The organism is Bradyrhizobium sp. CCBAU 51765 (assembly GCF_015291725.1).
Classification (GTDB): domain Bacteria; phylum Pseudomonadota; class Alphaproteobacteria; order Rhizobiales; family Xanthobacteraceae; genus Bradyrhizobium; species Bradyrhizobium liaoningense.
Genome location: NZ_CP030038.1, coordinates 546754 through 561747, shown reverse-complemented (window position 1 = coordinate 561747; position 14994 = coordinate 546754). Strand labels below are relative to the sequence as shown.

The following is a 14994-nucleotide window of genomic DNA, read 5'->3' as shown; positions in this document are numbered from 1 at the left end:
TACGCGTGCAACCGTGATATGCCCTCGCTGCGCTGGTCGCCGGCGGAACATGGATAGGATGGCCGAGCTGATCGCAGGACTCGACAGCTGGATTATCGAGGACGGCGATCGCGGTGATTTCGCTCAAGCCACCACTCGCTCTTTCGCGCTTGAATTGGCCCCGTGGTCCCGTTGCCGAAGTACGGTCGACCTGACCACAAAGCGCCATCGATCACGCATCTGTTCGAGAGCTCTTACGAAATTGTTGCAGGCGTCGTCCTTGATCGACGGATTGCGTCTGGTCGCTCAAAACTCCAGCGGCGCGTTGTCGACGACTTCCTTCATCACGAAGAAGGTTCGGGTCTGGCGCACGCCGGGCAGCGCGATGAGCTGCTCGCCATGGATGCGGTTGAAATCCTCCATGTCGCCGACGCGGATCTTGAGGAAGTAGTCGAAGTCGCCGGCGACCAGATGGCAGTCGAGCACGAATTTCAACTTCGCGATGGCCTTTTCGAAGGTGGCAAAACTCTCGGGCGTCGAGCGGTCGAGCACGACGCCGACCATCACCAGCGTGCCCCTTGCCAGCTTCTTCGGCGCGACCATGGCGCGCACGGTGGCGATGAAGCCGTCCTCGAACAGCCGCTGAGTGCGGCGATGGCAGGTGGCGGGGCTGATCGCGACCGTCTCGGCCAGCTCGGCATTGCTGAGCCGGCCGTTATTTTGAAGCAATCTCAGTATCTTAAGGTCGATGCGATCAAGTCGAGCGACCACGGAAGAAGCTTTCACTTGTAAGCTCTAATTTGGAAGGAATCTGGCTCATTGAACCGAAGCATGCAAGATATATTCAGGATTAACCCAATATTCGAGAGCACATTTTTCCGAGGCGATGCTAGCTCCGTTCCTCAGACGCCACCGCCAAATCTGGATGACCAATGATGCTGGAAAAATTCGCGCGCTACCCGCTGACCTTCGGCCCGACGCCGATCGAGAAGCTGGAGCGACTGTCAAAACACCTCGGCGGCAATGTCGAGATCTATGCCAAGCGCGAGGACTGCAATTCCGGCCTCGCCTATGGCGGCAACAAGCTGCGCAAGCTCGAATACATCATCCCCGATGCGATCGCCTCCAACGCCGACACGCTGGTCTCGATCGGCGGCGTGCAGTCCAACCACACCCGCATGATCGCCGCGGTCGCGGCCAAGATCGGCATGAAGTGCCGCCTCGTGCAGGAAGCCTGGGTGCCGCACGAGGATGCGGTCTATGACCGCGTCGGCAACATCATGCTGTCGCGCATCATGGGCGCCGATGTCCGCCTGGTCGACGAAGGCTTCGACATCGGCATCCGCAAGAGCTGGGAACAGGCGATCGAGGAGGTGAAGGCGGCGGGCGGCAAGCCCTACGCGATTCCCGCCGGCGCCTCCGTGCACAAGTTTGGCGGCCTCGGCTATGTCGGCTTCGCGGAGGAGGTGCGCAAGCAGGAAGCCGAGCTCGGCTTCAAGTTCGACTATATCGTGGTCTGCACCGTCACCGGCTCCACCCATGCCGGCATGCTCGTCGGCTTCGCCGCCGATGGCCGCGCCCGCAAGGTGATCGGTATCGACGCGTCCTTTACGCCTACGCAGACCAAGACGCAGGTGCTCGAGATCGCGCAGAACACCGCAAAGCTCGTCGAGCTCGGCAAGGACCTCGTCGCCGAGGACGTCGTGCTGATCGAAGACTACGCTTATCCCGCCTATGGCGTGCCCTCGGAAGAGACCAAGGAAGCGATCCGCCTCACCGCGCGGCTCGAAGGCATGATCACCGACCCCGTCTACGAGGGCAAGTCGATGCAGGGCCTGATCGACCTCGCGAAGAAGGGCCATTTCGAGAAGGGTGCGAAGATCCTCTACGCCCATCTCGGCGGCGCCCCCGCGCTGAACGGATATGCGTACGCGTTCAGGAATGGGTGAGTGAGGGCGTAGCCCTCGTCTTGTACATAGCTGTCATCCCGGACAAGCGCAGCTCTCGACAACGCGTAGCGTTGTCCAGAGCGAAGTGCTGATCCGGGACCCGTAGTTGCCGCCTGCCGTCACCACATCGGCCTGTGGTTATGGATCGCTTCGCTTGTCCGGGATGACGGCGGAGTTTTTGGCTCGTCCCCTACCGCGTCCTGACGATCTGCAACAGCTCGTCGCCGTAATGCTCGAGCTTCTTGTCGCCGATCCCCGGCACATTGCGGAGTTCGTCCAGCGTCGTTGGCCATGCCCGGACGATGCCGTCGATCGTTGCGTCGTGCAGCACCACGTAGGCCGGCACGCCACGTTCGCGCGCGACGTCTGAACGCCAGGCGCGCAGGCGCGCGCGCAGTTCGGGATCGACGTCGCCTTGCGCGGCGTTGGCGGCGGGCGCAAGGTCGCCGCGGCGGGATTTGCCGCGGCTCGCGCGAATGCGCGTGCCGGGCGCCTCCTCGCGCAGCCACACCTCGGTCTCGCCGCGCAGCACCCCGCGCGCGGTCTCGGTCAGCTTGAGCGCCCCGAACGCTTCGCTGTCGCTTCGCAAATGGCCCATCGCCACCAATTGGCGCAGCACCGTGCGCCACTGCTTTTCGTTGAGCTCGCGGCCGATGCCGAACACCGACAGCTTGTCGTGGCCGAACTGCGTTACCTTCTCGGTCAGGCGCCCCACCAGCACGTCGATCAGATGCATCGCCCCAAAGCGCTGGCCGGTGCGGTAGACGCAGGACAGCAGCTTCTGCGCCAGCACTTTGCCGTCGCGCATCTTGGGCGGCGTCAGGCAATTGTCGCAATTGCCGCAGCTCTCGCCCATCGCGATCTCGCCGAAATAGGCGAGCAACCGCCGGCGCCGGCAATGCGGCGTCTCGGCGAGGCCGACCAACGTATCGAGCTTGCCGATCGAGACCCGCTTGAATTCGTCGGAGGCGCTGGACTCGTCGATCATGCGGCGCTGCTGCACGATGTCGGAGAGGCCATAGGTCATCCAGGCCGTGGACGGCTTGCCGTCACGGCCCGCGCGCCCCGTCTCCTGATAATAGGCCTCGATGCTCTTGGGCAGATCGAGATGGGCAACGAAGCGCACGTCGGGCTTGTCGATGCCCATGCCGAACGCCACGGTCGCGACGATGACGATGCCGTCCTCGTTGAGAAAGCGATCCTGGTTGCGCGAGCGCAACGCACCGTCGAGCCCGGCGTGATAGGGCAGCGCCGCAATGCCGGCGTCTTGAAGCGCGGCAGCGACCTCCTCGACCCGGTTGCGCGACAGGCAATAGACCACGCCGGCATCGCCCACGTGGCGCTCGCGGATCAATTCCTTCAGTTGCGACACCGCGTTGAGCTTGTCGACGATCTCGTAGCGGATGTTGGGCCGGTCGAAGCTCGAGACGAATTGCGGCGCACCCGTGAGCTGAAGCCGATCGATGATCTCCTTGCGCGTCAGCTCGTCGGCCGTCGCGGTCAGCGCGATGCGCGGCACGTCGGGAAAACGCTCGGCGATGATGGAGAGGCCGACATATTCGGGTCGGAAGTCATGCCCCCATTGCGAGACGCAATGCGCCTCGTCGATCGCAAACAGCGCCACCTTCGCCTGCGCCAGCAGCGACAGGCAGCGCGGCGTGACCAGGCGTTCCGGCGCGACATAGAGCAGGTCGAGATCGCCCGCGAGAAGGCGTCGCTCGATGTCGGACGCCTCCTGCGGCGTCAGCGACGAGTTGAGCGCGGCGGCATTGACGCCGGCCTCGATCAGCCCGGCGACCTGGTCGCGCATCAGTGCGATCAACGGCGAGACCACGATGCCGCAGCCCTCCCGTAGCAGGGACGGAAGCTGATAGCACAGCGACTTGCCGCCGCCGGTCGGCATCAGCACGAGGCAATTGCCGCCCTCGGTGACATGCCGGATGATCTCGCCCTGCGCTCCGCGAAAACCCGGCAGGCCGAACACCGAATGCAGCACCGACAGCGCGTCGCGGCCGTTGGCCGGCGCAGAGAGCGGAGCGGTGGAGGGAACGGACATGGGAGGAACAGATCAGGCCGTGAGATTCGTCACAAGGCCAGTCGCATGCCGGCGTGGGCGTGGCAAGACTGTTTGGAGGCGAGGCACGGCTGTTCCCCTCTCCCCTTGTGCGAGAGGGTGGTTCGCAGCGTGAGCGGCGAGACGGGCGAGGGGTTCTATCCACGAATTCGATTTTGCGGAGACATACCCCTCATCCGGCGCTTCGCGCCACCTTCGCCCACAAGGGGAGAAGGGAAAAGAAGCTACGCCCCGATTCGCCGCAGTGCCTCTGCGACCGTCACGATCGGCATGTTGCGCCTGCCGGCCGCTTCCAGCGCATGACGCATCAGGTGCGGCGTGCAGCCATAGGGGCTTGGCGTGTCGGCGACGTCGTGGCCGTAGAAGATCAGCCAGCCGCCGCTCGCGAACGCCTCGTCGAAATAGCGATCGACGCCTGCCGGATCGATCTCGCAACCCACAAGCGGCGAGGCGCGCAGGAACTGGAGATCGATGACGTCGGTGTTGACGCCGGGAAGAATGCCGCGCGCGGATCGGAAGGCTTTCGCGAGTTGCGGCTTGCGCCAGACCGAGGCGAGCCCATAGGGGTAGGCGAAATTCTCCAGCGTGATCGAGGAATCGATGCCGCGGAAATGACTGCGGTTCCGCTCGATCTCGCGAGCCATCGCGGCCTCATCGAGAGTGGCCGAACTCCGGTGCGAGAAGGTGTGGCATGCAATCTCGTGACCGGTCCTGTGAAGCCGCACGATCGCATCGTTTGACAGACCGTGCCAATGGTCCGACGGCTGATCGATCAAGCTGCCGGCGAGATAGAATGTCCCCCGGCCGCCATGCTGCTCCAGAAGCTCGGCACCCTCGCGTGCGGCGCTATCGGGGGCATCGTCGAAGGTGAAGCTCACCATCGGCGCATGCGCGGGCAATCGGTGCGGCGCGGCGTGGAAATGCCGGGCCAGCCGATTGTTCACGCGTCCCTGGAGTGCCGACCACACGCTGCGCTTCCCGTGATTCCTATTCCTCTAGTGAAACATTCGTGCGCAGGTTGAGGCAAGCCTAACGCCTGGGTAATCCTAACGTGAGACCAAGACCGCTTCGGCTAGCGCGCTGCTACCGACGCGTCGGCGTCCGCGCCGAGATAGCGCAACCAGTTGCGGAATAGCATTGCGGCCGCGTTGCCAGCGCCGATATCGGCGCGCAAGTTCAGCCCAGGCAGCTCGTTGGCGAGTGCCGGATGGCGCTGATGCGCCGCCTTCTTCTCGAAGCGAGCCAGCTTCTCTTCCGTCGCTGCGTCAAAATAGCTCACCGGCAGGCGCGGGTAGGTCTCGCGCTCCCGCGCGAGATAGCGGCCGATGTCGCGCAGATATTCCCGCTGGAGCGACAGCGCGTCATATTCCGGATGACCCTGAAAGAACACGAAGCGGCTGGCATATTGGCGGACGAAGACGTCGACGCCGGCTTGGGCCGAGCGTGTCAGCACCTGGTAACCGGCCTGCACGAGGTCGCTCTCGGCGATCTCGTTCAGGCGTGAATGCGAGACCTTGAGCGGCGCAGACGCAGCACGGGTCAACCCATCGCGCGTCACGACGTCGCAATCGAAAATGCCGTGACATTTGGCCGGCAGCCGCCGCCGTTCGATGCCATCGAGGTGCAGCACCGCGGCATGCGCGGCGAGGCACGACCAGATCGTCGAGCGCGTGTTGGTCTTGGCCCAGTCGATGAGGTTCGTGAGATCCTGCCAGTATGGCTCCTGGTCGAGCTCGGGCGCGATCGGCTCTGCGCCGGTCACGATCAGTCCATCGAACTTGCCGCGCTCGAGATCGGAAAGGTCGGAATACTCGCTGTCGACATGCCACTTCGCTTCGGGCGACCGTTTCACGCTGGGAAGCGAGAAGCAGTGGAAGCGGATGCGGTGCGGGCCCGCGGCGGCCTGCAGCAGCTTCATGAATTGCCGCTCGGTCGCCTTCAGCGCCGGATCCGGCATGTTGTTGATCAGCCCGATCGTGAGGTCGGCGCCGGCATGGTCGCGAACGAGATCGCCCTCGCCCGGCACCAGGGCCGGGCTCGATACGACTTGATCCCTGTCGATCAGGATCGTCATGGTCGACGCCGGCTACTCCGCGGCCTCGAGCCGCGCCGACGGGCAGGCTTTTTCGAGCGCCTGGTCGATATCCTCGATGATATCAGACACATGCTCGATGCCGATCGACAGACGGATGGTCTCCGGCAGCACGCCGGCAGCGCGCTGCTGCTCCGCCGACATCTGCCGATGGGTCGTCGAGGCTGGATGGCAGGCCAGCGACTTGGCATCGCCGATATTGACCAGGCGCGTGATCAGCTTCAGCGCATCATAGAAGGTCTTGCCGGCCTCCATGCCGCCCTTGATGCCGAAGGTGAACAGCGAGGAGGCGTTGCCGTTCAGGTACTTCTGCACCAGCGGATAATAGGGGCTGTCCGGGAAGCCGGTGTAATTGACCCAGGCGACGCGCGGATCGCCGCGGAGGAATTCGGCGACCTTGCGGGCGTTCTCGACATGGCGCTCCATGCGCAGCGCCACGGTCTCGATGCCCTGGAGCAGCAGGAAGGCGTTGAACGGCGACAGCACCGAGCCCATGGTGCGCTGATAGACGCTGCGCGCGCGCTCGATAAACGCGGTGCGGCCGAACCGCTCGGCATAGACGAGGCCGTGATAGGAGGCATCCGGCTTGTTATAGGCCGGGAAGCGCTCGGCATGTTTGGCCCAGGGGAAATTTCCGGAATCGACAATGGCGCCGCCGAGCGTGGTGCCGTGACCGCCCAGGAACTTGGTCAGCGAATGCACGGCGATGTCGGCACCGTAGTCGAACGGCCTCAGCAGGATCGGGGTGGCCACGGTGTTGTCGACGATCAGCGGCACGCCATGCGCGTGCGCGACCTTCGCCAGCGCCTCGATGTCGCAGACATTGCCGGCGGGATTGCCGATGGTCTCGGCGAACACGGCGCGGGTGTTCTCGTCGATCAGCCTTGCGATCGCCTCGGGATGGTCGCTCTCGGCGAAGCGGCCGGTAATACCCTGCCGCGGCAGGATGTGGGAGAGCAGCGTGTGCGTGGTGCCGTAAAGCTGCGGCACGGAAACGATGTTGCCGCCGTGATCGGCGACGTTGACGAAGGCGAAATGCAGCGCCGCCTGCCCGGTCGCGACCGCGAGCGCGCCGACGCCGCCTTCAAGTTGGGCGATACGCTTCTCCAGCACCGCACTGGTCGGATTGGCGATACGGCTGTAGCGAAAGCCTTCGGTCTCGAGATTGAACAGGGCGGCACCATGATCGGCGCTGTCGAAGGCATAGGCCGCGGTCTGGTAGATCGGCACGGCCACCGCATGCGTGGTGGCTTCGGGCTCGTAGCCGGCGTGAATAGCGATCGTCTCGTTGCGCATCGTGCCACCTCCGCGTGGAGCGGGCCGCACTTATTGGCCTAGAATGAGGCATGTGCGTTGTCCGCCGTCCTCTGTTAGAGGTGGGTGGTAAAGCGGACAATAATTCGCCTAGAGATCGAGGAAGTAACCCTAACGCTTGCTGGCGAATTGGCTGAAATTCGAGTTAAACTGCATTAATGAAGATGCTGCTTGGCGCAGCTTGCGGGTCGCCTCGCTCATCGCGTAGCAGGTGGGCGTCGCTCGAGATCGCACCCCCGATACATCCCATGCAGTTGTCTACCTTGAAGGAAGACCGTGCGGGGAGTCAGACCTCCTCGACGATCGAGCCACTGCTGAACTGGCGCCGGATACATCGAATACAGCATCCTGGTCGCCTCGCGGTCGGTGAATACGCGCCCGTTCCTGCCGAAGTCCCACGCGGCATGGAAGCCAAGTCTTGCCCTCGGGGTGACGCAGATGTCGTCCGATGCCATTGCCGCAAGGACGATCGTGCAGGCGGAGGCGCAAAGGCCATCGATGATGACCGATTGGCGGGCGGCGCGCAGCTTCTCGTATCTCTCGATGTAGCGGCCAATCGATCCGCCTCGATCATTGGCAATGCGAACCACGGCATGGCTCGTTCCCGTGCCCGTGAGTAAGAGCATTCCCGCGACGACGGCTGCCGGAAATCTCATGTTGCTCGCCCGATGTTGACGGACGGCAGCGGAGTTCGCCGCCACCGTCCCAGCCAACTTCAATATCGATATCCGTACGGATATCGTCCGGGGCAGACGTAATTGCCGTAAGCGTCGTAGGTGCAGCTGTTATAGCCGCCGTAGTAGCCATAGGCTCCGGCTGCGGCGGCTCCCACTGCTGCCGCACCCAGGCCATAGGCCGCGCCCCTGTAAGCGCCGCGGGCCACCGCTGCACGCGCCACAGGGCGCCCCGGTATCGGGCGATAGCCATAGCCGCGGCCGGCGACGCCGTAGCGGCCTCCCGCAACCCGGTGTCCGCCGCCGCGCACATGGGCAACGCGGGCACCCCCGCCGTGGAAACCTCCGGCGCGCACACCGCCGCCATGGAAGCCGCCACCACCACGGCGGGCATATGCATCATCAGGAATGAGAGCGACAGTGATCAGAACCATCGCCGCCAAAGCAGCGAGAAGACATCGAAGCATGGCTTTCCTCCATTACTTGGGGCGCCGTGCACGTGGAAGGACATGCCGTTCACGGATCGCGGCACCCGGCAGAAATCTCTGCCCCTGCTCAAGAGCGGATTTGACCTAGATCAAGGAGGCCAGAATCGAAGGACTTCTCGTGACGGGAATGCGAGCCGATACTCCGATTGTGGAACTTCCCTGCCCTCATGGGATCGAGAGGCTGACAAGGACAGCAGTCGTCACACGCTACCATCACGAGGTCTCGAGCCATCACCCGAAGCGCTGAACGCGCCGCTCCGGCAGGCGATTGCGGCCATGCATCTGAGCACTGACAGCCCATGCCCATGCGGGCTCAAGCCAATTTCTGCCAGAGCTGATGAGCGAGCACGCCGGCACGCTTCTCGATCGCGGCGGCGGCATCGAGTGCGAGATCCTCGCGATAACGCCCGGCGATGAGCTGCACGCCGATCGGCTTGCCGTTATGCAGCGCCACCGGCACCACCGCGCCGGGCAGGCCCAGCACGTTGATGGCGGAGATGAAGCGGATCTCGCCCCAGAATATCTCGCGCACGCGCTCGGGACTGACGGTGTCGTCACGCGGGCCCGGCGTCGGCTTCACCGTGGTCGGCGCCAGCACGACCGGATACTCCTCGAAGAACAATTGCCAGGCGCGGATGTGGCCGCTGCGTGCTGCAGTCGCCTGCATCCAGGCTTTGAGATCGAGCACGTTGGCCTTGGCCTTCATGCCGCCCCAGGCCTTGTGGAAATCCTCGGACGTGACTTTCAGCATGCCGGCCTCCTGCATCACCACGGTCTCGTTGGTGATGATGTCGCACCAGGTCTGCCAGACGCCGTTGATGTCGGGCACCTCGACCTCGCTGACGCGATAGCCGGAACGCTCGAGATGGTCGGCGGCCTGGCGCAGCGCCGCGGAGACAGAGGGATCGACGTCCATGTCCTCGGGGATCTTCGCCAGCGCGACCTTGATCGGCCCCTTCGGCTTGGGTCCGATCAGGGGTGCCGGCACCCACCAGGGGTCGCGCGGATCGCGCTGGCTCATCGCCTCCAGCGCGAGGCGGACGTCGGCGACGTGGCGGGCGAGCGGCCCCTGCGCCGACATCAGATGCGCCAGCATCGGCCGCTCCGCCGTTGCGCTTCCGTTGAAGGCGGGGATGCGGCCCTGCGTCGGCTTGATGGTGGCGACGCCGTTGCAATGCGCCGGCCAGCGCAGCGAACCGCCGATATCGTTGCCATGAGCGATGGTGCCGATGCCTGCCGCGACCGCCGAACCCGCACCGCCCGAGGAGCCGCCACAGGTGATATCGGGATCCCAGGGGTTCAGCGTCAGCCCGTGCAGGGGATTGTCGGTGAAGCCGCGGAAGGAGAATTCCGGAGTGTTGGTGAGACCAAGAACGATGGCGCCGGCCTTCTTGAGGTTGCGGACGACAGGCGCATCCGATGGCGCGATGAGATCCTTGTTGGCGGGAACGCCGTTGAAGTTGGGCCGGCCTTCGTAGTCGACATTCTCCTTGATGGTGATGGGCACACCGTGCAGGAGGCCGAGCTCACCGCCCTTGGCGCGCTGCTTGTCGGCGGCGTGCGCGGCCGCGAGGGCTTCTTCCGAGAGATCCACGACAACGGCATTGAGCCCCGGATTGACGGTGCGCATCCGCTCGAGATGCGTTTCCACGACTTCGACCGCGGAGATTGCGCCGGAGCGGATCGCGGCCGCGGTATCGACCGCGGACCATTGCCAGGCCGGTCCCCTGGGCCGGCGCGCGGTGGCTGATTTGCGTGCGGCGACCTTCTTGGCGGGCTTGATTGTTTTCGCAGCGACGCCCTTTCGGGCTGAGGTCTTTTTGCTCGATGCCTTCTTGCTCGATGCCTTCTTGCTCGTCTTCATTGCCGCTTTCCTGGAAGCACTTTTCTTCTTGGTTGCCGTTTTCTTCGCCACGTCGCATCTCCTGAAACTGTGCGGCGAAGGTTACGGACGAGGATGAGGCGTGTACAGCTGCGTTTCTGCATGGCGCTTTGCGACGGCACACCGATGCGACGAATTGCCTGCGTCCCCCGGCCTAAACAGCCGGCGGATTCAGCCGGGCAAAGCCCTGCTGGATGCGATAGGGATAGTAGGGATAGGGCGGCATCACCGCGCTGGCCTCGTCGAGACGCTTGATCTGATCCGCGCTCAGCGCCCAGCCTACTGCGCCGAGATTGTCGCGCAGCTGCGCTTCGTCGCGAGCGCCGATGATGACGGAGGCGATCGTGGGGCGGCTCAGCAGCCAGGCGATCGCGACCTGGGGCACGGTGCGGCCGGTCTCCATCGCGATCGCGTCCAGCACGTCGACGACGGCGTAGAGCATCTCCTCGCGCACCGGCGGACCAAACTGTGCGGTCGCGTGCAGGCGGCTGTTCGGCGGCAGCGGCTGGCCGCGCCGGATCTTTCCGGTAAGGCGGCCCCAGCCGAGCGGACTCCATACCAGCGCACCCACCCCCTGGTCGCGCGCGAGCGGCATCAGCTCCCACTCGTAGTCGCGGCCGAGCAGCGAGTAGTAGACCTGATGCGCGACATAGCGCGGCCAGCCATGCCGGTCCGCAATGGCGAGCGACTTCATCAACTGCCAGCCGGCGAAATTGGAGACGCCGACATAGCGCAGCTTGCCCGCGCGCACGAGCATGTCGAGCGTCGACAGCACCTCCTCGATCGGGGTGAAGGCGTCGAAAGCGTGGAGCTGGAGCAGGTCGATGTAGTCCGTGCCAAGCCGGCGCAGCGCCGCGTCGACCGAGGTCAGGAGCCGCTGCCGCGACGAGCCTGCATCGTGCGGCCCCTCGCCCGTCGGCAGGCTCATCTTGGTGGAGATCAGCACCTTGTCACGCCGGCCCCTGATCGCAGCGCCGAGAATCTCTTCGGACGCGCCGTTCGAATAGACGTCGGCGCTGTCGAACAGATTGACGCCGGCATCGAGGCAGATGTCGATCAGCCTGCGCGCCTCGTCCGCATCGCTGCGGCCCCAGGCCGAGAACAGGGGGCCCTGCCCGCCGAACGTGCCGGTCCCGAAGCTGAGGACGGGGACCCTGAGTCCGGAGGCACCGAGATTGCGGTATTCCATGACGGGTTTCCTCCGCTATTCCGCTGGACACGCCGCGGCGGCGACCGACGCGCGATCGAGCCGAAGGCTCCACAGCGCCAGCGCGAGGCCGATCGCTGTGATGCCGGCCGCGACCAGCGGCAGCGCGGGAAGCCCGAATCCGCGATCGATAGTGACGCCGCCGGCCCAGGCGCCGAGCGCGTTGCCGAGATTGAACGCGGCGATGTTGAGGCTGGAGGCGAGCGTGCGGCCGCTGGGGCCGGCTGCCTCCAATACGCGAAGCTGGAGCGGGGCGACGGTTGCGAAGGCGGCGATGCCGAGCAGCAGGATCAGCGCGATGGAAAGGATCTTGATCGATAGCACGGCTGCCAGCCCAAGCAGCACGATCGCAAGCGCGGCAAGCGTGCCGGTCAAGGCCCGTGCCAGGCCGCGGTCCGCAAGCTTGCCGCCGGCCACGTTGCCGATCGCGAGCCCGACGCCGAACACCAGCAGGATCGGCGAGACGGCAGCCTCCGAGAAACCGGTGAAACGCGTCAGGATCGGCTGGATATAGGTGAAGACGACGAACAGGCCGGCGAAGCCGAACACGGTCATGGCGAGGCCGAGCAGCACCTGCGGGCGACCGAGCACGGCGACCTCTTCGGCGAGCGAGATCGGCTTGTCGCCATTGCCGACATGGCTAGGCACGAGCGCGGCGACCACCGCGAACGCGATCACGCCGATGACCGTCACGGCCCAGAACGCGGCGCGCCAGCCGAGCATCAGGCCGAACCACGCGCCGAAGGGCACGCCCAGGAGCGTGGCGACCGTCAGGCCGATGAACATGGTGGCGATCGCGGAAGCACGCTTGTCCTCGGCGACGAGGCTGGTGGCCACGACCGAGCCGACACCGAAGAACGTGCCGTGGGCGAGCGAGGTCAGCACGCGCGCAGCCATCAGCAGTTCGTAATTCGGGGCCAGCGCGCAAGCCGCATTGCCGAGCGTGAAGATCGCCATCAGCGCGAGCAGCACTGTTTTCCGTGGCATCCGCCGCGTCGCCAGCGTCAGCACCGGCGCGCCGACGAACACACCGAGCGCATAGCCCGATATCAGCAGGCCGGCGACCGGCACGGAAACATGCATGTCGGCGGCGACCTGGAGCAAGAGGCCCATGATGATGAATTCGGTGGTGCCGATGCCGAAGGCACCGGCGGTGAGCGCGAGGACGGCGGGAGGCATGCATGGCTCCGATGGATGAGACGAAGTCCCGCAGATAGCGGCATGGCCGCAAAACCATTAGAATGTCAGCAATCCAATCATTTGTGACATGAATTCAACATGGCCCGTTTCGACACCAACCGCTCCGCCGAGATGGAGGTTTTCGTCCGCGTGGTCGATCTCGGCGGCTTCACCCAGGCCGCGCGAAAGCTGCGCCTGACGCCGTCGGGCGTCAGCAAGCTGATGTCGCGGCTGGAGGCGCGGCTCGGCGCGCGGCTCGTCAACCGCACCACGCGCAAGCTGACGCTGACCGAGGAGGGCCGGGCTTTCTACGAGCGCTCGTTGCGCATTCTCGCCGAAATGGAGGAGGCCGAGCGCGAGGCCGCCTCAGGCGCGGCGCCGCGCGGCCGCCTCACGGTCAATTGCAACATTCCCTTCGGCATGCTGCATGTGGTGCCGTTGGTCCCGCGCTTCCTGGAACGGCATCCCGACGTCACGCTCGATCTCGTGCTGACCGACACGCTGATTGACCTGATGCAGGAGCGCGCCGACGTCGCCATCCGCGTCGGCCCGCTGCGGGCCTCGCGTCTCGTCGCGCGAAAGCTCGGCAGCAGCCGCATGGTCGTGGTCGGCGCGCCGGACTACCTCGCCCGTTGCGGCACGCCGAAAACGCCGGCGGATCTCGCCGATCACCGTGGCATCGGCTGGACTTTTCCACGCAGCATCCGCGGCTGGCCGTTCAGGCGCGGTGATCACACCGAGGAGGCCGTGCCCACGCCGGTTGCGCGCGCCAGCGACGGTGAAGCGGCCCGCCGCCTTGCGCTGGGCGGCGTCGGGCTTGCCCGGCTCGCCCTCTTCCACATCGGCCCCGACATCGAATCCGGCCGCCTCGTCCCGGTGCTGCAAGGCTACAATCCCGGCGACCGCGAAGACATCCACGCCGTCTATGTCGGCCACACCGCGCCACTGCCCGCGCGTGTGCGCGCGTTCATCGATTTCCTGGCCGAGCACGTGCGGGTGAGCGATCCGGCGCTGAAGCGGGCCGGGGATGGGAAGTGGAGATTGGTGGGGTGATATGGTCCGTATTCTGCTGCAACGTTACGCTGAGTTCTCCGGTGCGAGCACCGACTTGAACCAGTCGGCAACCACTGTGTTTCGCTCGAGGGGATGGTTGTAGATCGTGTGCTCCCCGTCGGGCCACGCCTGCAGGCGCGACTTTGGATTGGGGTTGCCCTCGAGAAAGGTTCTCTGAGAGCCTGGCGCAACCAGAACGTCGGCGCCGCCCTCGAGCACGAGCGTGGCGCAACTGAGCGGGGTGCGGCGAGGATCGAAAGCCAGCGGCGCGACAGCGCGGCCAAGCGAGACCGGATCCTCGCAGCCGAACATGGCAGCGAGTTGCTCTTGCGCGGTGCGGAACGGTGGCACGTCCGTCCGCGATGGGGCTCCGTTGATGCAGCAGGCAAGAACCCGGTCATCCCGCCCGGCCGTAAGCGCTGCAAGCAAGCCGCCATAACTATTGCCCCACAATCCGATCCTCTGATCAGCCGAGGCCGTCACGGCAAGATCGATGAAGCGGGAGAAGCCCGTCGCAACGTCGGCGTCGGCGTAAACGCCCCCCTCGAGCCTGCTCTCACCTTGCCCGGGACCATCCACCAAAAGACAGCCGATCCCCCGCACGCAAAGCGCTTCCGCCATGGAGCGGTAGGCTGTCGACCACCCGCTCATGCCTCCGAACGCTATCACGGTCGCACCGCTCGGCCCGTCGGGCGGCTGGAACTGCCACCCGAGCAGTGTCGCATTCCGGTACGAGACCTCGATCTTCTTTGCCGGATACTTTGACAGCGCTGCAAAGCTCGCGAAGCACTGGGTCATCCGGCGATAAAGATCCCGTTTTCGATCGCTGTCCGCATTGAAGGCCATCTGAGCAAAGATCAGGCTCGCGGCAGCAGCGTGCCAGTGTTCGCGAGCGAGCGCTGCGTCGGCGGCGGCTTCGGCGTGCGTCTGCTCTTCTTGTGCGATCTCCACCAGTGCGAGGTCCCAGCGCTTGCCCGCCCTTACCTCTCGATGTGCGCGAAGCGCCTTCTCGCGCGTCATGCCGTAGTCAACCATGCGCGTGATCGGCATCGCACGGCACAATGCCTCGATCTCCTTGGTCACGTGTTCGGATAGCGGCATGT

13 protein-coding genes are annotated in these 14994 nt (G+C 65.1%); 2 read left to right on the top strand and 11 right to left on the bottom strand.

What is annotated here, in order from left to right:
• Nucleotides 1-285 precede the first annotated feature (285 nt).
• The gene (locus tag XH96_RS02610; RefSeq protein WP_194394005.1) at nucleotides 286-750 is read right to left on the bottom strand and encodes an Lrp/AsnC family transcriptional regulator; all 465 of its coding nucleotides are present in this window, start codon (nucleotides 748-750) and stop codon (nucleotides 286-288) included.
• A gap of 164 nt (nucleotides 751-914) precedes the next feature.
• On the opposite strand from XH96_RS02610, the gene XH96_RS02605 reads away from it, so the two are divergent.
• On the top strand, nucleotides 915-1928 hold the full coding sequence (locus tag XH96_RS02605) for a 1-aminocyclopropane-1-carboxylate deaminase (protein ID WP_194394004.1): 1014 nt from the start codon (nucleotides 915-917) through the stop codon (nucleotides 1926-1928).
• A gap of 190 nt (nucleotides 1929-2118) precedes the next feature.
• Here XH96_RS02605 and recQ read toward each other — a convergent pair whose 3' ends face one another.
• The 9 genes from recQ to XH96_RS02560 all read right to left on the bottom strand — a co-directional run bounded on the left by recQ (nucleotide 2119) and on the right by XH96_RS02560 (nucleotide 12838).
• Nucleotides 2119-3984: a DNA helicase RecQ gene (gene recQ / locus XH96_RS02600; RefSeq protein ID WP_194390926.1), complete on the bottom strand. Its 1866-nt coding sequence runs from the start codon at nucleotides 3982-3984 to the stop codon at nucleotides 2119-2121.
• 242 nt (nucleotides 3985-4226) lie between these two features.
• Nucleotides 4227-4970: a polysaccharide deacetylase family protein gene (locus tag XH96_RS02595; protein WP_194390925.1), complete on the bottom strand. Its 744-nt coding sequence runs from the start codon at nucleotides 4968-4970 to the stop codon at nucleotides 4227-4229.
• A 104-nt stretch (nucleotides 4971-5074) separates the two neighbouring features.
• Entirely contained in the window at nucleotides 5075-6076 is a 1002-nt protein-coding gene (locus tag XH96_RS02590; RefSeq protein ID WP_194390924.1) for a homoserine O-succinyltransferase, read from the bottom strand.
• Between the two features lie 12 nt (nucleotides 6077-6088).
• Nucleotides 6089-7390 (bottom strand): O-acetylhomoserine aminocarboxypropyltransferase/cysteine synthase family protein, encoded by a 1302-nt coding sequence (locus XH96_RS02585; RefSeq protein WP_194390923.1) that lies wholly within the window; start codon nucleotides 7388-7390, stop codon nucleotides 6089-6091.
• 215 nt (nucleotides 7391-7605) lie between these two features.
• A complete protein-coding gene (locus tag XH96_RS02580; protein WP_194390922.1) occupies nucleotides 7606-8064 on the bottom strand; it encodes a hypothetical protein in 459 nt (152 codons plus the stop codon).
• A 59-nt stretch (nucleotides 8065-8123) separates the two neighbouring features.
• On the bottom strand, nucleotides 8124-8549 hold the full coding sequence (locus tag XH96_RS02575) for a hypothetical protein (RefSeq protein ID WP_194390921.1): 426 nt from the start codon (nucleotides 8547-8549) through the stop codon (nucleotides 8124-8126).
• A 334-nt stretch (nucleotides 8550-8883) separates the two neighbouring features.
• Nucleotides 8884-10485 (bottom strand): amidase family protein, encoded by a 1602-nt coding sequence (locus XH96_RS02570; RefSeq protein ID WP_194390920.1) that lies wholly within the window; start codon nucleotides 10483-10485, stop codon nucleotides 8884-8886.
• 121 nt (nucleotides 10486-10606) lie between these two features.
• Nucleotides 10607-11641, bottom strand: a complete 1035-nt coding sequence (locus XH96_RS02565) for an aldo/keto reductase (protein ID WP_194390919.1) — start codon at nucleotides 11639-11641, stop codon at nucleotides 10607-10609.
• A 15-nt stretch (nucleotides 11642-11656) separates the two neighbouring features.
• On the bottom strand, nucleotides 11657-12838 hold the full coding sequence (locus XH96_RS02560) for an MFS transporter (RefSeq protein WP_194390918.1): 1182 nt from the start codon (nucleotides 12836-12838) through the stop codon (nucleotides 11657-11659).
• Between the two features lie 99 nt (nucleotides 12839-12937).
• On the opposite strand from XH96_RS02560, the gene XH96_RS02555 reads away from it, so the two are divergent.
• Complete coding sequence (locus XH96_RS02555; RefSeq protein WP_194390917.1) at nucleotides 12938-13891, top strand: LysR family transcriptional regulator; 954 nt, start codon at nucleotides 12938-12940, stop codon at nucleotides 13889-13891.
• A 24-nt stretch (nucleotides 13892-13915) separates the two neighbouring features.
• Here XH96_RS02555 and XH96_RS02550 read toward each other — a convergent pair whose 3' ends face one another.
• The gene (locus XH96_RS02550) at nucleotides 13916-14992 is read right to left on the bottom strand and encodes a S9 family peptidase (protein WP_194390916.1); all 1077 of its coding nucleotides are present in this window, start codon (nucleotides 14990-14992) and stop codon (nucleotides 13916-13918) included.
• Nucleotides 14993-14994: the final 2 nt, after the last annotated feature.